The 25181-nt window shown below is 73.8% G+C and carries 20 protein-coding genes, 1 pseudogene and 1 riboswitch; of the genes and pseudogenes, 17 read left to right on the forward strand and 4 right to left on the reverse strand.

All coding sequences use genetic code 11. The features are described 5' to 3' along the window. Window positions 1-2: 2 nt before the first annotated feature. Window positions 3-863, reverse strand: a complete 861-nt coding sequence (locus tag AB0399_RS03295) for an NAD-dependent epimerase/dehydratase family protein (RefSeq protein WP_329371698.1) — start codon at window positions 861-863, stop codon at window positions 3-5. A 187-nt stretch (window positions 864-1050) separates the two neighbouring features. On the opposite strand from AB0399_RS03295, the gene AB0399_RS03300 reads away from it, so the two are divergent. Then, window positions 1051-1893, forward strand: coding sequence for a helix-turn-helix transcriptional regulator (locus AB0399_RS03300; protein ID WP_366410069.1), 843 nt, complete (start codon window positions 1051-1053; stop codon window positions 1891-1893). 485 nt (window positions 1894-2378) lie between these two features. Then, window positions 2379-3587: an alginate lyase family protein gene (locus AB0399_RS03305; protein WP_366410085.1), complete on the forward strand. Its 1209-nt coding sequence runs from the start codon at window positions 2379-2381 to the stop codon at window positions 3585-3587. A 192-nt stretch (window positions 3588-3779) separates the two neighbouring features. Here AB0399_RS03305 and AB0399_RS03310 read toward each other — a convergent pair whose 3' ends face one another. Further along, on the reverse strand, window positions 3780-5042 hold the full coding sequence (locus tag AB0399_RS03310) for an MFS transporter (RefSeq protein ID WP_366410070.1): 1263 nt from the start codon (window positions 5040-5042) through the stop codon (window positions 3780-3782). Window positions 5043-5124: 82 nt separating this feature from the next. Here AB0399_RS03310 and AB0399_RS03315 point away from each other — a divergent pair, with 82 nt between their 5' ends. From AB0399_RS03315 to AB0399_RS03365, 11 genes and pseudogenes are all read left to right on the forward strand, one after another. Beyond that, window positions 5125-6327, forward strand: coding sequence for an ROK family transcriptional regulator (locus AB0399_RS03315; protein ID WP_366410071.1), 1203 nt, complete (start codon window positions 5125-5127; stop codon window positions 6325-6327). Window positions 6328-6581: 254 nt separating this feature from the next. After that, window positions 6582-6712: riboswitch (FMN riboswitch) on the forward strand. A 144-nt stretch (window positions 6713-6856) separates the two neighbouring features. Then, window positions 6857-7999, forward strand: a complete 1143-nt coding sequence (ribD, locus tag AB0399_RS03320; RefSeq protein ID WP_366410072.1) for a bifunctional diaminohydroxyphosphoribosylaminopyrimidine deaminase/5-amino-6-(5-phosphoribosylamino)uracil reductase RibD — start codon at window positions 6857-6859, stop codon at window positions 7997-7999. Between the two features lies 1 nt (window position 8000). After that, window positions 8001-8663 carry a riboflavin synthase gene (locus tag AB0399_RS03325; protein ID WP_366410073.1) on the forward strand — a complete coding sequence of 221 codons (663 nt, stop codon included), beginning with the start codon at window positions 8001-8003 and terminating at the stop codon, window positions 8661-8663. Continuing rightward, window positions 8660-9343: a nicotinamide mononucleotide transporter family protein gene (locus tag AB0399_RS03330; protein ID WP_329371709.1), complete on the forward strand. Its 684-nt coding sequence runs from the start codon at window positions 8660-8662 to the stop codon at window positions 9341-9343. The genes AB0399_RS03325 and AB0399_RS03330 overlap by 4 nt, the downstream gene beginning before the upstream one ends. After that, window positions 9340-10662: pseudogene (locus AB0399_RS03335) on the forward strand (bifunctional 3,4-dihydroxy-2-butanone-4-phosphate synthase/GTP cyclohydrolase II); the annotation flags it as partial. The gene AB0399_RS03330 and the pseudogene AB0399_RS03335, both read left to right, overlap by 4 nt. A gap of 137 nt (window positions 10663-10799) precedes the next feature. Then, the gene (gene ribH / locus AB0399_RS03340) at window positions 10800-11285 is read left to right on the forward strand and encodes a 6,7-dimethyl-8-ribityllumazine synthase (RefSeq protein ID WP_328461401.1); all 486 of its coding nucleotides are present in this window, start codon (window positions 10800-10802) and stop codon (window positions 11283-11285) included. 58 nt (window positions 11286-11343) lie between these two features. Beyond that, window positions 11344-11616, forward strand: a complete 273-nt coding sequence (locus tag AB0399_RS03345; RefSeq protein ID WP_103887687.1) for a phosphoribosyl-ATP diphosphatase — start codon at window positions 11344-11346, stop codon at window positions 11614-11616. 162 nt (window positions 11617-11778) lie between these two features. Beyond that, a complete protein-coding gene (hisG, locus tag AB0399_RS03350) occupies window positions 11779-12627 on the forward strand; it encodes an ATP phosphoribosyltransferase (RefSeq protein WP_328461400.1) in 849 nt (282 codons plus the stop codon). 2 nt (window positions 12628-12629) lie between these two features. Further along, on the forward strand, window positions 12630-13124 hold the full coding sequence (locus AB0399_RS03355) for a PH domain-containing protein (RefSeq protein ID WP_328461399.1): 495 nt from the start codon (window positions 12630-12632) through the stop codon (window positions 13122-13124). Between the two features lie 308 nt (window positions 13125-13432). Continuing rightward, a complete protein-coding gene (locus tag AB0399_RS03360) occupies window positions 13433-14845 on the forward strand; it encodes a hemolysin family protein (protein ID WP_329371713.1) in 1413 nt (470 codons plus the stop codon). Beyond that, a complete protein-coding gene (locus AB0399_RS03365) occupies window positions 14842-15957 on the forward strand; it encodes a hemolysin family protein (protein ID WP_329371715.1) in 1116 nt (371 codons plus the stop codon). Before AB0399_RS03360 ends, AB0399_RS03365 begins: the two co-directional genes overlap by 4 nt. A gap of 98 nt (window positions 15958-16055) precedes the next feature. Here the strand turns inward: AB0399_RS03365 and AB0399_RS03370 are convergent, their stop codons facing one another. After that, window positions 16056-17978 carry an AAA family ATPase gene (locus AB0399_RS03370; protein WP_366410074.1) on the reverse strand — a complete coding sequence of 641 codons (1923 nt, stop codon included), beginning with the start codon at window positions 17976-17978 and terminating at the stop codon, window positions 16056-16058. Between the two features lie 504 nt (window positions 17979-18482). Then, entirely contained in the window at window positions 18483-19100 is a 618-nt protein-coding gene (locus AB0399_RS03375) for a hypothetical protein (RefSeq protein WP_366410086.1), read from the reverse strand. A 316-nt stretch (window positions 19101-19416) separates the two neighbouring features. On the opposite strand from AB0399_RS03375, the gene AB0399_RS03380 reads away from it, so the two are divergent. The 4 genes from AB0399_RS03380 (at window position 19417) to AB0399_RS03395 (ending at window position 24808) form a co-directional block, all read left to right on the forward strand. Continuing rightward, window positions 19417-20556, forward strand: a complete 1140-nt coding sequence (locus AB0399_RS03380) for a Xaa-Pro peptidase family protein (protein WP_366410075.1) — start codon at window positions 19417-19419, stop codon at window positions 20554-20556. Window positions 20557-20716: 160 nt separating this feature from the next. Further along, window positions 20717-22141, forward strand: a complete 1425-nt coding sequence (locus tag AB0399_RS03385) for a C39 family peptidase (RefSeq protein ID WP_366410076.1) — start codon at window positions 20717-20719, stop codon at window positions 22139-22141. Between the two features lie 298 nt (window positions 22142-22439). Further along, a complete protein-coding gene (locus AB0399_RS03390; protein ID WP_329371721.1) occupies window positions 22440-23690 on the forward strand; it encodes a carbohydrate-binding protein in 1251 nt (416 codons plus the stop codon). A gap of 302 nt (window positions 23691-23992) precedes the next feature. Continuing rightward, window positions 23993-24808: an SAM-dependent methyltransferase gene (locus AB0399_RS03395; protein WP_329371723.1), complete on the forward strand. Its 816-nt coding sequence runs from the start codon at window positions 23993-23995 to the stop codon at window positions 24806-24808. Window positions 24809-25181 lie beyond the last annotated feature (373 nt).

The following is a 25181-nucleotide window of genomic DNA, read 5'->3' on the forward strand; positions in this document are numbered from 1 at the left end:
CGCTACAGCGCGCCCGCGTCGCGCGCGGTCCAGACCGAGGGGTGGATCGGGCGGAAGCCCAGCTCGTCGCGGATGCGGGCGGTGGAGACGATGCCGTCCCAGGGGTCCTCGACCTGGCGGTCGGCGGCCTCGGCGGGCGGCTCGACGCCGTTGAGCCAGAGCAGTTCGACGCTGCTGACCGGCGCGTCGTCGGCGATGTTGTAGGTCCGGCCGGCCAGGCCGGGGGCGTACAGCAGGCGCAGCAGGCCCTGGCCGACATCGGCGTGGTGGACCATCTGCAGCCGCTTGTGCCCGGCCCACCCCTCGGCCCACCGCACGACCTGCGCGAGGTGCGGGTCGCCCTCGCCGTAGACGAACGCGAGCCGGCCGATCCGGACGTCGAGACCGTCCAGGGCGAGCAGCCCGGTCTCGGCCGCCCACTTGGAGTCGGGGTAGGCGGCGCCCGGATGCCGGCCGCCGGACAGCGGCTGGTCGTCCTCGACGGCGGGGCGGCCGCGCCCGGCGCCGTACACCAGGTTGGTGCTGACCTGCACGAAGCGGTGCACGCCCGCCTCCACCGCGGCCCGGCCGAGGTCGAGTGCGGCGTCGCGGTTGACCGCCCACGCCTCCTCGTCGGGCACACCGCGGAAGGAGGCCGCGATGTTCACCACCGCGTCGACACCGTCGACGGCCTTGCGCACGTCGGCGCCGTCGCGCAGCTCGCCGGCCACGGCCTGAGCGCCGAGCCGGGTGAGCGGCTCGGCCCGCGCCTCGTCCCGCACCAGCAGCCGTACGGTGTCGCCGCCGCGCCCGGCCTGCTGCATCAGCCGGGGGACGAACCTGCGGCCGACCTGGCCGGTGGCTCCGGTGACCAGAATTCTCATGACGTGCTCCTCGGAAGTGTCCGTTGTACGGTCCGCCGGACGGCGGCCGGCGGACCGTGTCCGCCGCTCCTGTCCGTCGGGGTGCGGTTCCCACCGTGCGGCCGACCGGCGCCGGGCGGGAGAGACCTGCCGATCCAGGGAGCAGCACTCCCTGGATAGCCCCGCGCGGCCGCCGCATGCTGGAGGCGTGGACCGACCAGAACTCGCCGACTTCCTGCGCCGCTGCCGTGGCCGCCTGGGACCCGCGGACGTGGGCCTGGCCGGGAGCCCCCGCCGCCGGACGCCCGGACTGCGCCGGGAGGAGGTCGCACAGCTCGCGGGCATGTCCGCGGACTACTACGCCCGGCTGGAGCAGGCCCGCGGCCCGCGGCCGTCCCGGCAGATGCTCGCCGCGCTCGCCCGTGCGCTGCGGCTGACGGCCGACGAGCACGACCACCTCTTCCACCTGGCCGGCGAGGTGCCGCCGCGTGAGCCGGGCGGCGGCCGGCATGTGCGCCCGGGGCTGCTGCTGATCCTGGACCGGCTGCACGACACGCCCGCACAGGTGCTCAGCGACATCGGCGACGTGCTCGCGCAGAACGCGATGGCCGCCGCGCTGCACGGCGACGTGTCCGCCCGGCCGCCGGCGATGCGCAACATCGTGCGGCGGATGTTCACCGACCCCGAGGGCCGCGCGGCGCTGCCGGCGGAGGACTTCGAGCGGGTGGCCAGGAGCCATGTGGCGCAGTTGCGCGCGGTCGTCGCGGCCCGCCCGAAGGACCCGCGCCCGGCCGCGCTGGTCGCCGAACTCCGCGCCGCCAGCCCGCTGTTCGCCCGCCTGTGGACCGACCACGGGGTGGCGGTGCGGCGTTCGGACGTGAAGCGCTTCCGGCACCCGGTGGTGGGGGAGTTGACGCTCGACTGCGAGGTGCTGCTGAGTGCCGAAGGGGACCAGCGGCTGGTGGTGTTCACCGCCCGGCCCGGCTCCGAGTCGTACCAACGGCTCCAACTGCTGCGGGTGGTCGGCCTACAGGACCTCTCCGTGAGCTGACCGCCAACTCCCTTGTGTGGCGCGGGAGATGGCGCGAGCCTGTGCCATGGCGTGTTCGCGCGACTGCATTTGTCCGACTCGCGCCTTCGACGTTCCGTAAGGGCGCGCTAACGTGGAGACACGGTCCGGCGGGTTCGATTCCCCCGTGCGCACCCGCCGGACCGCTTTCTCGCCGCGCTCTTTTCGCGGCCGCGGCGGGATGCCGCAGTGGCGCGGGGCGCCCTGCGCACAAGCGCCCACCGGGTGGTGCCCGGGAGCGCACCGCGACCCGATGCCGCAACGCCGTTGACGCGTACCTGTGCCGCATCCCTGTACCGCAAGCCCGTATCGCCGGCTCCCCATTGCCTCGGAGCGGACTGCCCTCATACGATCCAGCGATCTCATTGATGAACTGGGTTCATGTACGCGAACGGGAGGCTGTGGTGCGGGAACGTCCGGAGACGGAGGCGGGCGCGGATGCGGTCGTACCGAGCGCGGCGGGCGCCATGCGGACGGCCGTCGCAGGCGAAGCGGCGCCGCCGACCGTGGTGCCGCCGACCGTGGTGCTCGACGGCAGCCGCCTGCGGCAGGCCAGGGACCGGCTGCGCTCCGGCGACCCCGAGGCCACCGCGGCCCTGGCCCACCTCACCGCCCGCGCGGAGCGCCAACTCGCCCTGGGCCCATGGTCGGTGACGGACAAGCCGCAGCTCCCGCCCAGCGGTGACCGGCACGACTACCTCAGCCAGGCCCCGTACTGGTGGCCCAGCCGCCCGCGTACCGCCGCCGACCCCGACGGCCTGCCGTACGAGCGGCGGGACGGGCTGCGCAACCCCGAGGTCGACCTCATCACCGACCACCGCGGGCGCGGCGCGATGTTCGACGCGGTGCAGACCCTCGCCCTCGCCTGGTACCACACCGGCCGCGCCGACTACGCCGAGCGCGCCGCCCACCTGCTGCGCACCTGGTTCCTCGCCCCCGCCACCCGGATGAACCCGCATCTCGCGCACGCCCAGGCGATCCCCGGCAGCGCCGACGGCCGGCCGATCGGCATCATCGACTTCTCCCAGCAGTTCACCTCGATCCTGGACGCGGTCGCACTGCTCAGCGCCGGCGCCCCAGGCTGGACCGAGGCCGACCGGGCCGGAATGCACGCCTGGTGTGCCGACTTCACCCGATGGCTCGGCGGCGACTTCGCGGCCGAGGAGGCGGCCGCCGCCAACAACCACGGCACCTTCTTCGACATGCAGCTCGCCGCGCTCCAACTCGCCGTCGGACAGCCGGATTCCGCCCGCCGGACGGTGCTCGACGCCCGCGCCGCCCGGATCGACCCGCAGATCGCGGCGGACGGCAGCCTGCCCGAAGAGCTGGCCAGGAGCCGTAGTTGGCACTACTCGACCTTCTGCCTGGTGGCCCTCACCCGGCTCGCCCACATCGGCCGGCAGGTCGGCGTCGACCTGTGGTCGTACCGCAACCCCGCGGGCGCGGGCATCCTCGACGCGGTCCGCTACCTGCTTCCCGCCGCCACCGGCCGCGCGCCCTGGCCGCACCCGGAGCTGCACTTCCAGCGCTTCGCGGCGAGCGACGTGGTGCGGGCCGCCGCCGAGGCGGGCGACCCGGCGGCGGCCGAGGCCGTACCCGAACTCCAGGCACCGCCCGGCGGCGACCTGTGGCCGCTGCGCCCCTCCCCGGAACAGCTCGACCCGATCTCGCGGTAGCGCCACCGCGGGCGGCGGCCCGCGCGATCGGACGGGACCTCCGGGCCGCGGACGCGCCGTCCCTGAGCCGACGGTCCGCGACCCGGAGGGTCTACGGGGCCGGGCGCGCGGCCCGGCGAGCGGGGCGGACCACCCGGTGGCCGTACCCGCGCGATCCACCGGCCGGCGGCCGGCGGCGGGCAGCCGCCCCGGTCACCGGCCGGTGGTCGGCGACGAGGCGGGAGCGGCTGGGGCGGCTGGGGCGGCCACGCCCGAGGCGGCCACCTCCTTGCGCGGGGTGGGCCGGACCACGCCCGCGCCGAGCACCAGCCCGAGGGTCAGCACGGTGACCAGCACGAAGGACGTGGTCAGCGAACTCGCCCCCGCGATACCCCCGATCGCGGCGGGCGCGACCAGCCCGGAGGTGTACGTCACCGTGGCGACCCCGGCGATCGCCTGGCTCGGCACCGGCCCGCGCCGCCCGGCCGCGGCGAAGCACAGCGGCACCGTCGTGGAGATGCCCACCCCGATCAGGGCGAACCCGATGATCGCCGGCGCCGGGGTGTGCGCGAGGACCACGAGGAGGCCGCCGAGCGTGGAGACGGCCCCGCCGATCCGCAGCGTGCGCACCGCTCCGAGCCGCCGGACCACCAGGTCGCCGACCAGCCGGGAGACGGCCATCGTGCACGAGAACGCGGTGTACGCCAGCGCGGCGACGGCCGGCGAGGCGTGCGCGATCTCCTTCAGGTAGACCGCGCACCAGTCGGAACTGCCGCCCTCCGCGAACACCCCGCAGAACCCGATCGCCCCGATCACCAGCGCCGCCTTCGGGGGCAGCGAGAAGCGCGGCGGCGCGGCCTCGTCCTCGTGCGGGCGCACATCCGGCGCGCCCGAGGTGATCAGCAGCGCGGCCACCACCAGCGCGGCCGCCATCAGGGCCAGGTGCACCCGGCCGTCCAGGCCGACGCGCACCGCCGAGACGCCCACCGCGGCCCCGACCAGCGTGCCCGCGCTCCACATGCCGTGCAGCCCGGACATGATCGACTTGCCCTTGTGCTCCTCGACGGCGATGCCGAGCGCGTTCATCACCACGTCGGCCATGCCGGAGGTCGCCCCGAACGCGAGCAGCGCCGCGCACAGCCAGGGCAGCCCCGGCGCGAGCGCGGGCAGCGCGAGCGTCGCGCACCACAGGCCCAGCAGCACCCGCAGCGCCGCGCGCGAACCGTAGCGGTGCATCAGCCGTCCGGCCAGCGGCATCATCAGCGACGAGCCGATCGCCGGGCAGACCAGCGCGAGCCCCAACGTGCCCGCGCTCAGGCCGAGATGGTCCTTGATCCACGGGATGCGGGTGGCGAACGAGCCCTGGACCGCGCCGTGCACGGCGAAGGCCGCGCGCATGGTCAGGTGGGCCCGGCGGACCCGGGCGGGTGACCACTGCGCCGGCGACCACTGCGCGGGCGGGGAACTGCTCGTCATGCGCGGTAAACTATCAGGAAGCCTGCCTGAAAGTTAAGCCGCTTTTCCGGCCGCATCGGCGGGTTCTGGAAGGATCGCCGCCATGACCGCCACCAGCGCGCACCCCGGGCGCGGTGCCTCCCCCCGCACCGCCCGGGCGATCAACGACCGGCTCGCCCTGCGACTGCTCCAGGAGGAAGGGCCGCTCACCGCGGGGCAGTTGAAGGAGCTGACCGGGATGTCCCGGCCCAGCGTCGCCGACCTGGTCGAACGCCTTCAGGACTCCGGGCTGATCGAGGTGGTCGGCGAGGCGGGCGCGGCCCGGCGCGGCCCGAACGCGCGGGTCTACGGGATCGTCGCCGACCGGGCGTACGTCGCCGGGCTCGATGTCCGGATCGAGAGCATCGGCGTGGAGATCGCCGACCTGCTCGGGCGGACCGTCGCCCGCGCCGAGCGGCCGGTCGCCGCCGGGACCGACCCCGAGCGGATCGTCGAGGACGGCATCGCGCTGCTGACCGGGACCGCGCGGACGGCCGGCGCCGCCGCACTGCACACCGTCGTCTTCGGCGCGCCCGGCCTGATCGACCCCGGCACCGGGCGGCTGAGCCCCTCCGGCGCGCTGCCCGCCTGGCACGCGGACTTCGTGGACGAGGTGCGGCGGCGGCTCGGCGTGCCCGTCCTGCTGGAGAACGAGGCGAACCTCGCGGCCGTCGCGGAGCAGCGCGTCGCGGCCGCGGGGCCCGACGGCGACACGTTCGTACTGCTGTGGATCGGCAGCGGGGTCGGGGCGGGCGTCATGCTCGACGGGCGGCTGCGGCGCGGGGTGTCCGGCGGCGCCGGGGAGGTCGGGTTCCTGCCGATCTCGCCGGACGGGGCGCTGCCCAGCGCGGAGGACTGCGACAAGGGGTACCACGGGCTGGTGGGGAGCAGGGGGGTGTGCGCGCTGGCGCGGGCGCACGGGCTTTCCCCCGGGTCCGGGGCGGACGCGGAGTCGGCGGCGTCGGCGGTACGGGCCGCGGTCGCGGGCGGGGCCGACGCCTTCCTCACGGAACTTGCCGAGCGGATCGCGGTGGGCGCCGCCGCCATCTGCGCGGTGCTCGACCCGGGCCGGGTGGTGCTCGCCGGCGAAGTGGGCGAGGCCGGGGGAGACGTGCTTGCCGAGCGGGTCGGCGCGGCCTTCGCCCGGCTCTCCCCGCTGCGCACGTCCTTCCACGTCACCGCGGTCAAGGGCGGCCCGATCCTGCGCGGTGCGGTCATCACGGCCATGGACGCGGCCCAGCAGGACGTGTTCGCCACGGCGCCCTGATCCCCCCGGGTTCCCACGGGGGCAAGCACGGTGGGAGCCGCACTTGCACAGGGGCGCTGGGGGTGCTCCCCCCGGCTCCGCCGGGGGCGGGGCTCTGGGGGAGGAACTGCGCGACAGGCCACCGCGGACCGCGAGGTCCCACCACCGGCGGACAGGGGCGCACGGGCGCGTCCGGTTGTGTGAGGGAGCGCACAAAGAGGTGGGGGTGGAGCGAGAGCACCGTCGCGTGGCAGACTTGACCGCAGTAGTGACGTTCGCGCACTCCGGGGTCGGTGTAATTCCGAACCGGCGGTTACAGTCCGCGACCCGGCCGCAGCCAGCGGCCGGTTGACCAGGTGAAATTCCTGGACCGACGGTGAAAGTCCGGATGGGAGGCAGTGCGCGGCGGGCGTTCACTCGGGAAGGCCGCCGTAGGAGCGGGTCCGTGCGCAGGCGCGGATCGGTGCGTGCGTGGTCGGTCGTTCCGGCGAGTGGGAGCCCGTCAGTTCCCTCGCCCCGGAGTCCGTGCCTGATGAGGCAGGAGGACCCGGTGGCCACCAGTGCAGAAGCCGACGCGATGCGTCGAGCCGTCGCGCTGTCCGCGCGCGCCCTCGGCGCGACCGCGCCGAACCCCGTGGTGGGCTGCGTGATCCTCGACGCGACCGGCCGCGTCGCGGGAGAGGGCTGGCACCAGCGGGCCGGCGGACCGCACGCCGAAGTGCACGCGCTGCTCGCCGCCGGCGAGCGGGCCCGCGGCGGCACCGCCCTGGTCACCCTGGAACCGTGCAACCACACCGGCCGCACCGGCCCGTGCGCGAAGGCGCTGATCGAAGCCGGCGTCGCCCGCGTGGTGTACGCGGTGGCCGACCCCAACCGGGTGGCGTCCGGCGGCGCGCACACCCTGCGCGCGGCGGGCGTCGACGTGGCCGGCGGCCTGCTCGGCGAGGAGGCCGCCGCGGTCAACGCGGCCTGGCTCACCTCGGTGCGCAAAGGTCGCCCCTACGTCCGGTGGAAGTACGCCGCCACCCTCGACGGCCGGATCGCGGCCGCCGACGGCACCAGCCGCTGGATCACCTCCGCCGAGGCCCGCGCCGACGTGCACCGGCTGCGCGCCGAGGCCGACGCCGTCGTGGTCGGCTCCGGCACCCTCACCGCGGACGACCCGCACCTGGCGGTACGCGGCATCGACGGCGCCACCCAGCCGCTGCGGGTGGTCGTCGACACGCGGGCCCGTACGACCGCGGGTGTCCGGGTGCTCGACGACGCCGCGCCCACCCTGATCGCCGTCGGCAAGGATGCCGACACCTCCCACCTGACCGCGACCGGCGTGGACGTCGTCCGGCTGCCGTACGCGCCGCAGGGCCGCGGCGTCGACGTGGCCGCGCTGCTCGCCGAACTGCTCGCCCGCGGGGTCCGCTCGGTGCTGCTCGAAGGAGGGCCGACGCTCGCGGGGGCGTTCGTGGCCGCCGGATACATCGACACCGTCACCGCCTACCTCGCCCCGGCGCTGCTCGGCGCCGGCCCCGCCGTGCTCACGGGCGGGGGAATCACCACCATCGCGCGGGCGTTGCGGCTCGACGTGACCGGCGTCGACCGCCTCGGACCCGACCTGCGCGTCACCGCCGTACCCGCTGCCACCGTCGCCAGCGCCGCCACTCCCGCCGACGTCCCCACCGCACCCCAGGAGAGCTGACGTGTTCACCGGAATCGTGGAAGAGCTGGGCGAGATCACCGCCGTCGAGGACCTGGGCGACGCGTCCCGCTTCACCGTAAGCGGACCCGTCGTCACCGAAGGCGCGAAACACGGTGACTCCATCGCCGTCAACGGGGTCTGCCTGACCGTCGTGGACCTGCCCGACGGCGCCTTCACCGCCGACGTGATGGCCGAGACGCTCAAACGCTCCAGCCTCGGCGCGCTCGCCCCCGGCTCCCGGGTCAACCTGGAGCGGCCGATGGCGCTCGGCGGCCGGCTCGGCGGCCACCTCGTGCAGGGCCACGTGGACGGCACCGGCACCATGCTGGAGCGCGTCCCCGGCGAGCACTGGGAGATCGTCAAGATCGCGCTGCCCGCCGAACTCGCCCGCTACGTGGTCGAGAAGGGCTCCATCACCGTCGACGGGATCAGCCTGACCGTGGTCGACGCGGCAGCGGACTTCTTCACCGTCAGCCTCATCCCGACCACCCTCGCGCTGACCACGCTCGGCATCAAGCAGCCGGGCGACCCGGTCAACCTCGAAGTGGACGTCATCGCCAAGTACGTCGAGCGGATGCTCGGCAGCGCCGACCGTGACGCCGACCGTGACGCCGACCGCGCCACCGACCGTGACGACGACCGGCGGACGGGGGCCGGCCGGTGAGCATCGTGCACTGGCTGAACAGCCAGGCGTTCACCGCGTTCGACCAGCACGTGGTGTGGTCCGACATGATCGGCAACCTGCTCGGCCTGGCCGCCCTCGCGCTCGGCTGGCGGCGGGCCATGCTGACCTGGCCGGTCCAACTGCTCTCCGGCGTGGTGCTGGTGGCCGCGTTCTGGGGCGCGCACCTCGGCGGCGGCGTCGGCAAGCAGCTCGTGGTGATCACCGTCGCGGTGTGGGGCTGGTTCCAGTGGCGGCGCGGCAGCGGCGGGAGCGCCGGCCGGCTCGCCATCCGCTTCGCCACCTGGCGCGAGCGGGCCGTCCTGGTGCTCGCCACCGGCCTGGGCACCGTGGCGGTCGCCTCGCTCTTCCTCGCCTACCCGAAGCTCTCGTGGAACCCGTGGCCGGACGCCTACATCTTCGTCGGCACCCTCGCCGCGATGTACGCGCAGGCTCGCGGCTGGGTCGAGTTCTGGTTCGCCTGGCTGGCCGTCGACCTGGTCGGCGTGCCGCTGAACTTCCACAGCGGGCTGCCGTTCTCCGGCCTGGTCTACATCATCTACTTCGTCCTGGTGATCGCCGGGATGTACGCCTGGTGGCAGCAGACGCGGCGCACCGCCGGCGAGCAGGGCGGCCCGCAGCCGCGGCAGCCCGTCACCACCGCGGAAGGAGCGACGGCATGACCACCGTGACCGCACCGCACGACCCCTGGCAGCACCGCATCGACAGCGGCGTCCCCGACGGGCCCACCGCGGTCGACGCCTCCGACGGTCTCGACGACCTTGATGACCTCGTGCTCGACCCGGTCGAGCGGGCCATCGCCGACATCGCCGCGGGCCGCCCCGTGGTGGTCGTCGACGACGAGGACCGGGAGAACGAGGGCGACCTCGTCGTGGCCGCCGAGCGGATCACCCCGCAGATCGTCGCCTTCATGATGAACGAGTGCCGCGGCCTGGTCTGCGTGCCGATGGAGAGCCCGGAGCTGGACCGGCTGGAACTGCCGCAGATGGTGGAGTCCAACACCGAGTCCATGCGCACCGCGTTCACCGTGTCCGTGGACGCGAGCGGTGCGCACGGCGTGACCACCGGCATCTCCGCCGCCGACCGCGCCGCCACCATCCGGCTGCTCGCCGACCCGGCCGCGCGCGCCGACGACTTCGTCCGGCCCGGCCATGTCTTCCCGCTCGCCGCCCGCCCCGGCGGGGTGCTGGAGCGGGCCGGCCACACCGAGGCGGGCGTCGACCTCGCCCGGCTGGCCGGACTGCGGCCGGCCGCGGCCATCGTGGAGATCGCCCTCGAGGACGGCACCATGGCCCGGCTCCCCGAGCTGGTGCCCTTCGCCCGCAAGCACGGCCTGGCGATCATCTCCATCGAGGCCCTGATCGCCTACCGCCGCGCCGAGCAGGCCGAGGTGCGCCGCGAGGCCAGCACCCGACTGCCCACCGCCTATGGCGAGTTCCGCGCGTACGGCTACCGCGTCCCCGCCGACGGCGCCGAGCATGTCGCGCTGGTCGCCGGCGACCTCGGCGACGGCACCGACGTCCTGGTCCGGGTGCACTCCGAGTGCCTGACCGGCGACGTCTTCGGCTCGCTGCGCTGCGACTGCGGCCCGCAACTCCAGACCGCGCTGCGCGAGGTCGCCGCCGCCGGCCGCGGCGTGGTGCTCTACCTGCGCGGCCACGAAGGCCGCGGCATCGGCCTGATGTCGAAGCTGCGCGCGTACGAACTCCAGGAGCGCGGCCGCGACACGCTCGACGCCAACCTCGAACTCGGCCTGCCCGCCGACGCCCGCGACTACGCCGCCGCCGCGCACATCCTCACCGACCTCGGAGTGCGCTCGCTGCGGCTGATGACGAACAACCCGGCGAAGTCCGCGGCACTGGTCGGCCACGGCCTGGAGGTGCTCTCCCGCGTGCCGATGCCGGTCGTCGCGGGTGAGCACAACGTGCGGTACCTGCGCACCAAGCGGGACCGGATGGGCCACGAACTGCCGTGGCTCGACGGCGAAGCGGCCGTCCCCGGCGCCCTGCCCGAGACCGTCGCGGGCAACAGCACCACCCGAAACAGCACCACCCGAAGCAGCACCACCCGAAGCAGCACCCCCGGCACCACCACCCGAAGCACTACCCGAGGAGAGAAGTGAGCGGCAAGGGCGCCCCGGAACTGACCGTGAAGAACTGCGGTGACCTGCGGGTCGCCGTCATCGCGGCGCAGTGGCACACCCAGGTGATGGACGGCCTCGTGGACGGGGCGGTCCGCGCCCTGCGCGACCTCGGCATCGAGGAGCCGACCCTGCTGCGGGTGCCGGGCAGCTTCGAACTGCCCGTCGTCGCCAAGGTGCTGGCCGGCCGCGGCTACGACGCGATCGTCGCCCTCGGCGTGATCATCCGCGGCGGCACCCCGCACTTCGAGTACGTCTCGCAGGGCGTCACCGCCGGGCTCACCCAGGTCTCCGTGGAGACCGGAGTCCCGGTCGGCTTCGGCATCCTCACCTGCGACAACGAGGAGCAGGCGCTGGACCGGGCCGGGTTGCCCGGCTCCACCGAGGACAAGGGCCACGAAGCGGTGACCGCCGCGGTGGCCACCGCGGCCATCCTGCGCTCGGTCTCCGAACCGTGGCGGTGACCAGCATCCGAACCATGGCGATGGTCCCCGGGCACTTCCCCGTACGCTAGGGACCACCATGGCTGACAAGACATTCGAGGAGCTGTTCAGCGAGCTCCGGCAGAAGGCCGCCACCGGCGACCCCAGCACTTCCCGCACCGCCGAACTGGTCGGGAAGGGCGTGCACGCGATCGGCAAGAAGGTGGTCGAAGAGGCCGCCGAGGTGTGGATGGCGGCCGAGTACGAAGGTCCGGACGCGACCGCCGAGGAGATCTCGCAGCTGCTGTACCACGTTCAGGTGATGATGGTGGCGCGCGGGATCTCCCTGGAGGACGTCTACGCCCATCTGTGAGCCGGGCGGCACCGTACGCCCGGCGCACCGCGCACGCGCGGCGGGTCCGCGTCTCCCGCGGACCCGTACCGCCGCGAGTCCCCCCGCACCACCGATGAAGCCGGCACGTCCGGCACATCCGCCGTACTCGAAGAACCCGACGAAGAAAAGGAACCCGACCCCATGCTGCGCATCGCCGTACCGAACAAGGGTGCACTCTCCGGACCCGCGGCGGCCATGCTCCATGAGGCCGGCTACCGCCAGCGCAAGGAGTCCAAGGAACTCGTCCTGTTCGACAACGTGAACGACGTCGAGTTCTTCTACCTGCGCCCGCGCGACATCGCGATCTACGTCAGCTCCGGCCGGCTCGACATCGGCATCACCGGCCGCGACCTGCTGCTGGACTCCGGGGCGAGCGCCGAGGAGATCCTGCAACTCGGCTTCGCCCGCTCGACGTTCCGGTACGCCGCCAAGCCCGGCACCGCGAGCGACGTGACCGACCTGGCCGGGCTGACCGTCGCCACCTCCTACGAGGGCGTGGTCGCCAAGCACCTCGCCGACAGCGGCGTGGCCGCCTCCGTCGTCCACCTCGACGGCGCCGTGGAGACCGCGATCCAGCTCGGCGTCGCCCAGGTCATCGCCGACGTGGTGGAGACCGGCACCTCGCTGCGCATCGCCGGCCTGGAGGCGTTCGGCGAGCCGATCATGGAGTCCGAGGCCGTCGTCATCCGCCGCACCGGCGCCGAGCCCGACGACGTCGACGTGCGGAAGTTCCTGCGCCGCCTGCAAGGCGTCCTGGTCGCGCGGCGGTACGTGATGATGGACTACGACATCCGCGTCGAGCAGGTCGAGAAGGCCGTCGCGCTGACCCCCGGGCTCGAATCGCCCACCGTCTCCCCGCTGCACCACGAGGGCTGGGTCGCGGTCCGCGCGATGGTGCCCACCGCCGAGGCCCAGCTCATCATGGACCAGCTCTACGACCTGGGCGCCCGCGCCATCCTGACCACCGGCATCCACGCCGCCCGGCTGTGACGATGCCCGGCGCCCCGGCCGAACACCCCACGGCCGCCGCTGCCGCGCCGGACGACCTGCCGATCACCTTCCGGCCGGTCGTCACCCGTGTGGTGCTGCTCACACTCGCCGTGGCGATCGTCGTGGTGCTGACCAGCGTCGCGGTGCTCATGCCGCATGACGGCGCCTCGCCCTGGAGCACCGCCGAGCGCGGCACCGTGGTCGGCACGGCCGTGCTGATCGGTGCGGGACTGACGCTGCTGAGCCGGCCGAAGGCCGTCGCCGACACCAGCGGGCTCACCGTGGTGAACCTCACGGTGCGGCGGCGGCTGGCCTGGGCCGAGGTGCTCGGGGTCAACCTCGGGCACGGCGACGCCTGGGTCCGCCTCGACCTCGCCGACGGCACGACCCTGGCGGTGATGGGGATTCAGCCCGGGATCGCCCGGGGGCGCGCGGTGCGCGACGCCCGGAGGCTGCGTGAGCTGGTGGAAGCGCTGGGCGAGGCCCCGTCCTCGTAAGGGGGCCATTCCCAGGGGGCCGCGGTGCCCCCGCCCCCGGCGCCGGGGCGACCGTCTGTCCCGAGAGCACCCCGTCCCCGCGGGGGCAGCCGTCTTCCGCCGGGTGGGCACCGTCACTTCGCGGGCGCGCCCGCAGTGACTACCCTGGTTCACCAAGCGCACTCGACCGCGCCCACCCACCCCGGCGCTGCCCCGCGCGGCGCCCACCCGAGGAGTGACACTCACACCCCGATGGACGAACCGTCCGGTAGTACTTGCGCCGCCCCTCCCGCCCGGAACTCCCACCGGAAACGCGGGGCGGCGGCCTCATGAGCACCCCGTTGCTGCTGCTCGCGGCAGCATTCGTTCTGATCCTCGCCAACGGCTTCTTCGTCGCCGCCGAGTTCGGCCTGGTGACGGTGGAGCGCCCCGCCGCCGAGCGGGCCGCGGCCGAGGGCGACCGCAGAGCCCGCAGCGTGGTCGCCGCCCTGCGGAAACTCTCCTTCCAGCTCTCCGGCACCCAGCTCGGCATCACCATCACCTCGCTGGTCGTCGGCATGCTCGCGGAGCCCGCGCTCGGCGACCTGCTGGAGGACCCGCTGCACGCCGCCGGCCTGCCGGAAGGCGCCGCCCCCGGCTTCGCCGTGGTGATCGGCATGATGGTCGCCTCCGGCGTGCAGATGGTGATCGGCGAACTCGTACCGAAGAACTGGGCGGTCTCCCGCCCGCTGGCCGTCGCACGGATGGTGGCCGGCCCGCAGCGGGCCTTCTCCAGCGCCTTCCGCCCGGTGATCGAGCTGCTCAACCGCGCCGCGAACCGCCTGGTGCGGATGCTCGGCGTGGAGCCCACCGACGAGCTGGCCTCCGCCCGCACCCCCGGCGAACTGGTCTCGCTGGCCCGGCACTCCGCGCTCGCCGGCGCCCTGGAGCCGGACACCGCCGACCTGTTCGTGCGCACCCTGTCGCTCGGCGACCTCACCGCGGAGAACGTGATGACTCCCCGGGTGCGGGTCAGCGCCCTGGAGGACACCGCGACCGCCGCCGACGTCCTCAACCTCACCCGCGCCACCGGCCTGTCCCGGTTCCCCGTCTACCGCGAGCGGCTGGACGACACCACCGGCATGGTGCACCTCAAGGACGCGCTCGCGGTGGCCGCCGACGCGCGCGACCGCACCCCTGTGTCGCGGATCGCCGTCGCCCCGCTGCTGGTGCCCGAGACGCTGCCGGTCCAGCACCTGCTGGAACTGCTGCGCAGCCAGCAGCCGATCGCGGTGGTCGTCGACGAGTACGGCGGCACCGCCGGCGTGGTCACCCTCGAGGACATCGTCGAGGAGCTGGTCGGCGAGGTGCGCGACGAGCACGACACCGCCGACCTGCCCGAACTCGCCCAGGCGCCGGCCGAGGACGGCCACCCGGCGTGGGCGGCGGACGGCGGCTGCCGGATCGACACCCTCGCCCGGATAGGCATGGCCGCGCCCGAGGGCCCCTACGAGACCGTCGCCGGTCTCGTCGCCGACCTGCTCGGCCGCATCCCCGAGGTCGGCGACACCGCCGACCTGCCCGGCTGGCTGCTGCGCGTCGAGGAGGTCGGCCACCACCGGGCCGAACGCGTCAGGATCGTGCGGACCGCTCCGTCAGGACCCGACGACGGACCGGACGACGGCGCCGGCTGCGCCGCGGGTGCCGCGGGTGCTGTCCGTGCCGCCGGCGTCGAGGGCGTCGAGGGGGACGACCAGCGATGAGCGCACTCCAACTCCTGTTCGCCGTGCTGCTCGTGCTCGGCAACGGCTTCTTCGTCGGCGCCGAGTTCGCGCTCGTCTCCGTGCGCCGCAGCCAGATCGAGCCGCACGCCGCGGAGCAGCGCGCCGCCCGTACCGTCCTGTACGGGCTGGAGCACCTGCCGCAGATGATGGCCGCCGCGCAGTTCGGCGTCACCGTCTGCTCGCTGACCCTCGGCGCGGTCGCCGAACCGACCGTCGCCCACCTGGTGGAGCCCGCCTTCTCCGCCGTCCATGTCCCGCACGACCTGGTGCACCCGATCGGCTACGTGCTGGCGCTGGCCATCGTGGTCTTCCTGCACCTGGTGATCGGCGAGATGGTGCCGAAGAACCTGGCGATGTCCGACCCGGAGAAGGCCGCGCTGCGGCTCGCCCCCGGGCTGGTCGGGTTCGCCCGGGTCTTCCGCCCGGTGATCGCGGTGCTCGGGTCGTGCGCCCGGCTCATCCTGCGGGCGTTCCGGGTCGAGCCGAAGGACGAGGTCGACGCGGTGTTCACCAGCGCCGAGCTGACCGTCCTGGTCGAGGACGCGCGCGCCGCGGGGCTGCTCGACTCCGACGAGCAGGAGCGGCTGGAGGACGCCCTGGAGCTGGGCACCCGCCCGGTCACGGAGGTCCTGCTCACCCCGGACGAGCTGGTCACGCTCGGCCCGGGGGCCACCGCCCGCGAGATCGAGGCGCTGACCGTGCGGACCGGCTACTCCCGCTTCCCGGTGGCCGCCGGCGCGGACGCCTCCGGCGGTTCCGGCTATCTCGGCTACCTCCACGTCAAGGACATCCTCGACGTCGAGGACCCCGACCAGCCGGTGCCGCAGCGGCTCTGGCGCCCGATGGCCACCCTCCGCGCCGACCTTCCGCTCGACGACGCCCTCACGTCCATGCGCCGCGCCGCCACCCATCTCGCGTCCGTCACCGACGCGAACGGGCGGGTGCTCGGCCTGGTCGCCCTGGAGGACGTGCTCGAAAAGCTGGTCGGCGAGGTCCGTGACCCCGCGCACCGGGCGTCCCCGCGGAAGAACGGGGTGCCGCTCCCGGGCCCGGCCGCCGAAGGCACCTCGCCGGGTGAACTGGTGCGCTGAGCCCTGGCCGCCGGGTCATGTCCCCGGGTCATGTCCCGAACCGCGTCCCCAGGCCCTGTCCCCGGGCCCGGTCCGGCGAGCGGTGCCGCCCGCGGGCGTCACTCCGTCGGGTCGGCCGGGGGCGGGGCCCCGGGGCCCCGCCCCGAGAGCACCTCGCCGTACGCCTGCATGAGGTCCGGCAGGCGCAGCGTGGCCAGCTCGTCGCGGCTCGGTGCGGCCGGGTACTCCGACAGCCGCAGATCCCGATAGGCGCAGCTCTTCTCGTAAAGGGTCCGCAGTAAGCGCCCGTTGCCGAGTTCGTCGACCCATCCCTGGTCGACGACATGCCCGCTGATCGCGCCGAGTTCGTCGAGCGCCTCGTCGTCCCACCGGTCGCCGTTCTCGCCGGCGAGCACCTCACCGATCCGGGTCAGCTCCTGCGGACGGTAACTGGGGAAGTCCACCCGGGTGGTGAAGCGCGAGCTGAGTCCGGGGTTCGCCGCGAGCAGCCGGTCCATGCCCTCGGGGTAGCCCGCCAGGATCACCACGAGCCGGTCCCGGTTGTCCTCGGCGCGCTTGAGGAGCACCTGGAGCGCCTCGTCGCCGTAGGCGTCGCCCTTGCTGTAGCCGGAGTTGGACAGGGCGTACGCCTCGTCCACGAAGAGCACCCCGCCGAGCGCGGAGTCGATCAGCTCGTTCGCCTTCACCGCGGTCTGCCCGAGGAACTCGCCGACCAGGTCGGAGCGTTGGGCCTCGACCAGGTGATCGCCGCCGAGCAGGCCGAGGGCGTAGAAGACCCGGCCGAGGATACGGGCGACGGTGGTCTTGCCGGTGCCGGAGGGGCCGGAGAAGACGAAGTGCCGTTTCGGCGGCTGGACCGGCAGGCCCTGCCCGGCCCGCAGCCGGGCCATCCGCAACTGGGCCGACAGCGCCCGCACCTGGCGCTTGACCGGCTCAAGACCGACCATCCGGTCCAGTTCGGCGAGCGCCTCGGCGAGCAGCACGGAGTCGGAGCCGCCGAGCGGCAGTCCGGCCGCGCCGGTGGCCGCCGCGCCGCCGGCCGGCGGCGCGGACCGGTCGCGTACCGCGTCGTCCAGCGGCCCGGACATCAGCAGTGACTCGTCCAACTCGGCGTCGGGGCCCGGGCCGGTGGCCGCCGACGGGTCGGGCGGGAAGTCGACGGGGTAGCCGCCGTCCGGGTCGCCGCCTTCGGGCACGGCCTGGCCGCCACCCCCGGCCAGCGAGACCGCGGCCAGTCCCGCGCCCTCGTCGAGGCCGTCGTCGGACTCGTGGATCGCGGCGAGCCGGGCGGAGGTGTCCATGAAGGACGCGTCGACCCGGTGAACGGCGCGGTAGAGCGGTACGGCGGCGGCGCTGCGGCCGGTGCCCTCGTAGGCCCGGGCGAGCCAGTAGCGCAGCTCCTTGCGCTGCGGCTGCTCGCTGCGGCAGCGCATCAGCGCGGCGGACAGCAGCGGTTCGGCCTGGCCGCACATCTCCAGCCGGACCCGGGCCATTCCGCCGAACAGCCCCGCCTCGATGCCGAGTACGGTGTCGCCGAGCAGCGGTTCGGTGTGCCGGACCAGCCGCTCCCAGTCCTTGACCAGGTAGGCGCGGCAGGCGTGCAGGAAACGCACCTGCGGGTCGGTGTCCACCGGCGGGCAGTCGGCCAACGCCCGGTCCAGTTCGGCGACATGGCGGCCGTCCAGCCAGTGCGAGGCGTGCGCGAGCAGCAGGTCGCGGCTGCTCTCCAGCACCGGCTGCACCCACCAGCCCAGCCAGTACCACGAGTTGAGGGTGCGGCGGTGGGCGGCGCGCTGCTCGCCGAAGCGGTCGCGGTGCCGGTACATCTGGAGCAGCGCGGTGGAGGTGTCGGCGCGCAGCGCGTGCAGGCCCAGCCACGCGTCGGCCATGCCCGGGTCCAGCCGGACCGCGGTCCTGAACTCCTCCTCGGCCTGCACGTAAGCGCCCATCGTGTACGCGTCCACCCCGCGCAACCAGGCCAGATCGGCCGGCGCGCCCGGGCGGTCGGTGCCGAAGTCCATCAAGTCCCCACCACTCCGTCCCCCCGCCTCGCGGACACGCACGCCCCAACCCGTGGCCAACGGGCGGGAGTTGAGCAGACTGCGATACCCCCCAGGCACCGCACCGACCCCTTCGCGCATCGTACCCGCGATGGTCCGATCACCGTAGGGTGCCGAGGCAAGCGGGACGGGGGAGCACGGCGTGCCGGGGGAGGGGACCTTGAGGTGCCGTGTCGTCACGGTGGGTGAGGAGAAAGGCGCGCCGGCAGCGTGGCGAACGGCGCGGAGAGCAGGACGAAGCCCCCGATCACGGGGGAACAATCGGGGGCTCCGTGTCTGCTGAGCGGCTGCGCAACGCCGCTGGTTGAAAACGTAATCTCTCGATACCCGGCCGGTCAAGCGATCGCGGAAGCCCGTTCGTGACGAGATCGCGCGCGGTCGCCGATCGCTTGCGATCACTCGCCGACCGGGTCCGACCGGCGCGGGTCCGGCCGTCGGGGTCCGCAGCGGGCAGGCATCGGATGCTCACCGACCGTAGCGGTCGGCGGGGTTCGGGTGCTGCGCCGCGCGGGCCGCGGGGCCCGGGGTGAACCGGTAGCCGCCTTCCTGGTCCTGGTGGACCAGGAGGTCGGCGTACGGGCGGGTCGGGTCGGCGGCGAAGTGCGCGTCCTCGGCGGCGGTCCAGCCGGTCCAGAACGGGGTCAACTCCGGCCCGTCCCGGCGCAGTCCGCGCCGCCGCGCCTCGGCCGGGCCGACCTCCAGCCACAGCACCAGCGCGAGGTGGGGCCGCAGCGCGGCCCGGCCGGTGCCGACGCCTTCCAGCACGACGCACGGCGCCGCGTCCACCGTCTGCTCGCCCGCGAACCGGCGCGCGTGCCAGTCGTAGACCTCGTGCACCGCGCCTCGGCCGGCGCCGAGCGGGCCGAGCACCTGCGTCGCCAGCCGGCCCGTCCAGTCGAACGGCTGCTCGTGCGTGGCCAGGTCGTCCGTGTGGACGACCGGGCTGCCGCCGAGCGCCGCCGCGAGGTGCCTGGCGAGGGTGGTCTTTCCGGCACCCGCGTGACCGTCCACCGCGATCAGCCGGGTCCGGCCGCACGACGGCGCCAGGCCGCCCATGCCCGCGGCCATCTCCGTCAACGTCATATCCGCCACCCCGCGACCATACGGCCCGCCTCGCCGAGCCGCCCGCCCGGCGCCCCCGCGGGGGAGCGGCTGCCGCAACGGTGGGCCCGCGCCCTGGGCCCCCGGTCTCGCGTCGGGCACCTTCCCGGGCCGGGCGCCTTCCCGGGCCGGGCCCCCGGTCTCGCGTCGGGCACCTTCCCGGGCCGGGCACCGGCTCGCGTCGGGCACCGTCCCGGGCCGGGCACCGGCTCGCGTCGGGCACCGTCCCGCGTCGAGCCGGCCGAAACGGTCGGACGTCCTTCCGGCGCGGCGCGGCGCGGCCGTCTACCGTAGGGGGGTGAGCGAATCCACCGGCAAGGCCGGCGCAGCCGAACTGTTTCCGCCGGAGCGACTGGCCCGGGCCCGCCAGGCCGCCGAGGACGCCGGGCTGGACGCCCTCCTCGTCTCCCCGGGCGCCGACCTCCGCTATCTGACCGGGTATCAGGCCCTGCCGCTGGAACGGCTGACGTGCCTGGTGCTGCCGGCGGCCGGCGACCCGTTCCTGGTGGTGCCCGAACTGGAGAAGGCGGCCGCCGAGGCGTCCCCGGCCGGCGCCCTCGGCGTGGAGATCACCGGCTTCGCCGAGACCGACGACGCGTACGCGATGATCGCCCGGCGACTGCCGCCGCACGTCACCCGTTTCGCGGTCGACAACCACATGTGGGCCGAGAAGCTGCTCGCCTTCCAGGCCGCGCTGCCCGCCGCCCAGGCGGGCCTGGCCGGTGACGTGCTGTCGGTGCTGCGGATGCGCAAGAGCCCCGCCGAGGTCGAGGCGCTGCGCCGGGCGGGCGCGGCGATCGACCGGGTGCACCGCCGGATCGGCGAGTGGCTGCGGCCCGGCCGCACCGAACGCGAGATCGGCAAGGACATCGCCGACGCGATCATCGCGGCCGGCCACGCCACCGTCGACTTCGTGATCGTCGGCTCGGGACCGAACGGCGCCAGCCCGCACCACGAGGTCTCCGACCGGGTGGTGAAGTCCGGCGACCCGGTGGTGGTGGACATCGGCGGCACCACCCCCGACGGATACTGCTCGGACTCCACCCGCACCTACGCGGTCGGCGAACCGCCCGCCGCGTTCCGGGAGTTGTACGAGGTGCTGCTCGCCGCCCAGACCGCGCAGACGGACGCGGTGCGCCCCGGGATCACCGCGGAGCAGCTCGACGCGGTGGGCCGGGACCGGATCGCCGCGGCCGGGTACGGCGAGCACTTCATCCACCGCACCGGCCACGGCATCGGCCTGGAGACCCACGAGGAGCCGTACATCGTGACGGGCAGCGCCCGGCCGCTGGAGCCGGGGATGGCGTTCTCGGTCGAGCCGGGGATCTACCTGCCCGGCCGGTTCGGCGCGCGCATCGAGGACATCGCGGTGTGCACCGAAGAAGGCGGCGAGCGGCTCAATCTGACCGGGCGTGACCTGGTGGTTCTTCCCGGGTGACCGCCAGTGGTCCAGTCCAATATTGATCGGTCTGGGAACACGGCACCCCTGGTGGAACGACCCGGTCAGCGACGATAGTGGTCGGCACCCACCGTGCCCCAGCAGGGCCCGGACGGGCCATCTCCCGTTCACGTCGAGGGGAACCGAGGTACCACCCATCATGACCAGTAACGCGCCCCGGCGTGCCGTGCTGACCGCCGCGCTCGCCGCCGCGGCCGGCGTCGCCGCCTCGAACGCGCAGACCGCTTCCGCCGCCCCGGCCGCCGCGCCGGCCGGCACCGGGACCGCCGCGGGGCGGGCCGCGCACAGCGGCGGCAAGGGCGGCGCCGCCGCGGCCGACCCCGCGCCGGTCGACTACCACGGCTGGAGCACCTACCCCGACTGGCTGTTCGGCGAGCACCAGGGCACCCTCCCGGTGCCCGGCTCCCGCCCCGGGGTGCGGATCGTCCGCCCGGCCGGCACGTCGGACTACACCGACCCGCACACCGGCAAGACCGCCACGTACGAGTACGCCTCCTGGACGTCGCCGGCGCGCAAGCTCCCGCACCCCGCCACCGAGCTGGTCTCCTCGTGGAACGCGCAGACGCCCGCGGGCACCTGGATTCAGGTGGAGCTGCTGGGCACGTACACCGACGGCACCGCCACTCCGGCCTACGTGATGGGCCGCTGGACCTCCGGCGACAGCGACGAGGACATCCGCCGCACCTCCGTCGACGACCAGGGCGACGACACCAGCAGCATCTACACCGACACGTTCTCCATCGACGACGCCACTGCGGGCAAGCTGCTCGCCTCCTACCGGCTGCGGGTCACCCTCTACCGCAAGCCCGGCAGCCACGACACCCCGACCGTGTGGCGCGTCGGCGCGTTCGCCTCGAACATCCCCGACCGCTACACGGTGCCCGCGTCCGTGCCGAGCCTGAAGGGCGCCGTCGAACTGCCGGTGCCGCGCTACTCGCAGGACATCCACAAGGGCCAGTACCCGCAGTACGACAACGGCGGCGAGGCGTGGTGCAGCCCCACCTCGTCCACCATGTGCATCGAGTACTGGGGCCGCGGCCCGACCGCGGCCGACCTGGCCTGGGTGGACCCCTCCTACACCGACCCGCAGGTCGACCAGGGCGCCCGCTACACGTACGACTACCAGTACGAGGGCTGTGGCAACTGGCCGTTCAACGCGGCCTACGCGGCCACGTACAAGGACATGCAGGGCGTCGTCACCCAGTTGCACTCGCTCAACGACGCGGAGCGGCTGATCAAGGCCGGCATCCCGGTGATAACGTCACAGTCGTTCCTGGCCAGCGAGCTGGACGGGTCCAACTACAGCACCTCGGGCCACCTGATGTGCATGGTCGGCTTCACCGCCGAGGGCGACGTGATCATGAACGACCCGGCCAGCGAGAGCGACGACGCGGTGCGCAACGTCTACAAGCGCGCCCAGTTCGAGACGGTGTGGCTGCGGACGAAGCGGATCACCGCGACCGGCTCGGTCGGCTCCGGCTCCGGCGGCGTGGTGTACCTGTACTTCCCGGCGAAGCCGAGCCCCGGGCAGAAGCGCGCGCTCGCCTCCGTCGGCGTCGTCTGAGTCCGGTCGACGGCTGGACGGCTGACGGCTCCACAGCTGACGGTTCGACGGCATGACGGCATGACGGATGACGGCTGACGGATGACGGCTGACGGCTGACGGCATGACAGCTGACGGTTCGACGGCACGACAGCTCCAGGGCCCCGGTCCCGCGTCTTCCGCGGGGTCGGGGCCCTTTTCACGTGGTCCAACTGGTAGAGACCAATTTGTGGATTGACCCAAAGGTCTGGACCAACCTATTGACGTGTTCGGATCATCGCAGGAACCTGCTGCCACGTTCCCCCACAGGAGGTCCGACGTGAACCGTCTCAAAGCCCTCGGCACGGGAGTGGCCGCCGCGGTGCTCGCCGTCGCCGGGCTGGGCACCGCCGCCGCCCTCGGCACCGGCCAGGCCAGCGCGGCACCCACCGCGAGCGCGCTCGGCAACAACTGGTACGCCGCCGCGCCCTATCTGATGCCGCTGGACAACGACCCGCCGGACGCCACCGCGATCATGGACGCCACCGGGCTCAAGGCGTTCCAGCTCGCCTTCATCCTCGCCCCCAACGGCGGCGGCTGCAGCCCCACCTGGGGCGGCACCAACGCGGTCTCCTCGGACACCTCGGTCGCGAGCACCATCGCCGCGATCCGTGCCAAGGGCGGCGACGTCTCCGTCTCGATCGGCGGCTACGGCGGCACCAAGCTCGGCCAGGCGTGTTCCGACGCGGCCTCGACCGCGGCCGCGTACCAGCAGGTCGTCACCAAGTACCAGCTCAAGGCGATCGACTTCGACCTGGAGGAGCCGGAGTACGAGAACACCGCGGCGGTCGCCAACGAGCTGGGCGCCGCCCAGATCCTGCAGCGGAACAACCCCGGCATCTACATCTCGGTCACCACCGCGGGCACCGCGGCCGGCACCGGCTGGTTCGGCCAGCAGATGCTCAACGAGGCCAAGTCGCTCGGCTTCACCCCGAACAACTTCTCCATCATGCCGTTCGACGGCGGCTTCAGCGGCGCCGCCTCCCAGACCGCGGCCCTGACCGCGTTCAACGGGCTGCTCCAGAGCACCTTCGGCTGGGACGCCGCCACCGCCTACGCCCACGAGGGCTTCTCCGGCATGAACGGCCGCAGCGACTCGGGGGAGTACTTCTACCAGGCGGACTTCCAGACCGTGCTGGACTACGCCACCAGCCACGGCATGGGCCGCTTCACCTTCTGGTCGCTCAACCGCGACCGCCAGTGCACCCCGCCGGACAACAACGGCACCACGTCCGGTACGTGCAGCTCGGTTCCGCAGGGCGCCTGGGACTTCGCCAAGTACTCCGTGAAGTTCGCCGGCGCGACCCCGCCCACCGACCCGCCGACCACGCCGCCCACCACCCCGCCCACCAGCCCGCCGGGCGGCGGCGACTGCGCGAGCGTGTCCGCCTGGAGCGCGTCCGCGGTCTACAACGGCGGCGACGAGGTCTCGTACGGCGGCCACAAGTGGCTCGCGCAGTGGTGGACCACGAACGAGCAGCCCGGCACCACCGGTGAGTGGGGCGTGTGGAAGGACGAGGGCGCCTGCTGAGCCGTCAGGGCCGGCGCACGCGCCGGTCGCAGCACTGATCCGCACGGATCTCGAAAGCCGAGGTCGGGCCCGTGGCGCGCTTGCGCCACGGGCCCTTTCGGCTGGGTGCGCATCTCCGCACGTGCGCGTTTTCGCATATGCACATGCCGGTGGTAGCCGACCAAAACGGACCTCGCTTTTCCGGTTATGTGCTTCACTCCGAACATGTGATCAGTAACCTCGGTTGAGCATCCGGGAGTCTGCCCGATCCGGCCGTGCCCGCCTGCCGTGTCCGCACTCCCCCCGACCTGGAGACACCGACCGTGACCGAGCGACCGTCCTGGGCCCCGCAAGGCATCGACATCACCGTGCCGAGCGTGTCCCGGATCTACGACTACTTCCTGGGCGGCTCGCACAACTTCGAGGTCGACCGGGAAGCGGCTCGGGTCGCGCTCAGCGCGCTGCCGGGGATACCCAAGATCGGCCAGGCCAACCGGGCCGTCATGCGCAGGGCGGTGGACTTCGCCCTGGACCGCGGGATCACCCAGTTCCTGGACATCGGCTCGGGCATCCCCACCTTCGGCAACGTCCACGAGGTCGCCCAGGCCGGCCACCCCGGCGCCCGCGTCGTCTACGTCGACAACGACCCGGTCGCGGTCGCCCACAGCCGCGCCGTCCTGGACGGCAACGACGACGCGACGATCGTCGCCGCCGACCTGCGCGACCCCCGGTCGATCCTCGACGCCCCCGAGACCGGCAGGCTGCTCGACCTGTCCCGGCCGGTCGCGCTGATGCTGGTGGCCGTCGTCCACTTCCTCGCCGACGACGACCGCCCCGCCGAACTCATCGCCACCCTGCGCGACGCGCTGGCCCCCGGCAGCGTCATGGTCATCACCCACGCGACTGTCGAGTACGGCCCGACCCCGGCCGGCCAGCGCGGTGTCCAGAAGGTCTACCAGCGCACCAGCACCCCGCTGATCATGCGCACCGCCGCCGAGTTGGAGCCCTTCTTCGACGGCTTCGACATCGTGGAGCCGGGCATCGTGCCGTTGCCCTTCTGGCGGCCCGACACCCCGCCGGCCGACGACGACGACCCGTCGGTGCTGCACGGTCTCGCCGGTGTGGGGCTGAAGGCGTGACCGCCGAGCCGGCCGCGGCCGGGGGCGCGGCGCGGCGGGCCGGCGGGGAGCCGGCCGCCGCGTCCGGAAGCGTATCCGGGAGCGTGACCACGAGCGCGTCAGGGAGCGCGGCCGCGGCCGAAATCGGAGCGTCCGGCGCCACCGGAGCCGTCGACGGGAGCGGGGTCACCGCCGCAAACAGAGCCCGAGCCGCAACCGCGGTGCCCGCCCGGACGGCAGACACCGCCCGGACGGCGGGCCCCGCCGAGGCGGAATCCGCCGCCGAAGTGGAAGCCCACGCCGGGACGGAGGGTTCCGCGCAAGCGCAAGCGCAAGCGCAAGCGCAAGCTCAAGCGGAGGCGGAGGACAACCTGCGCAGGTTCGCCGCCATATG

The organism is Streptomyces sp. NPDC088194, from assembly GCF_040702025.1.
GTDB lineage: Bacteria > Actinomycetota > Actinomycetes > Streptomycetales > Streptomycetaceae > Actinacidiphila.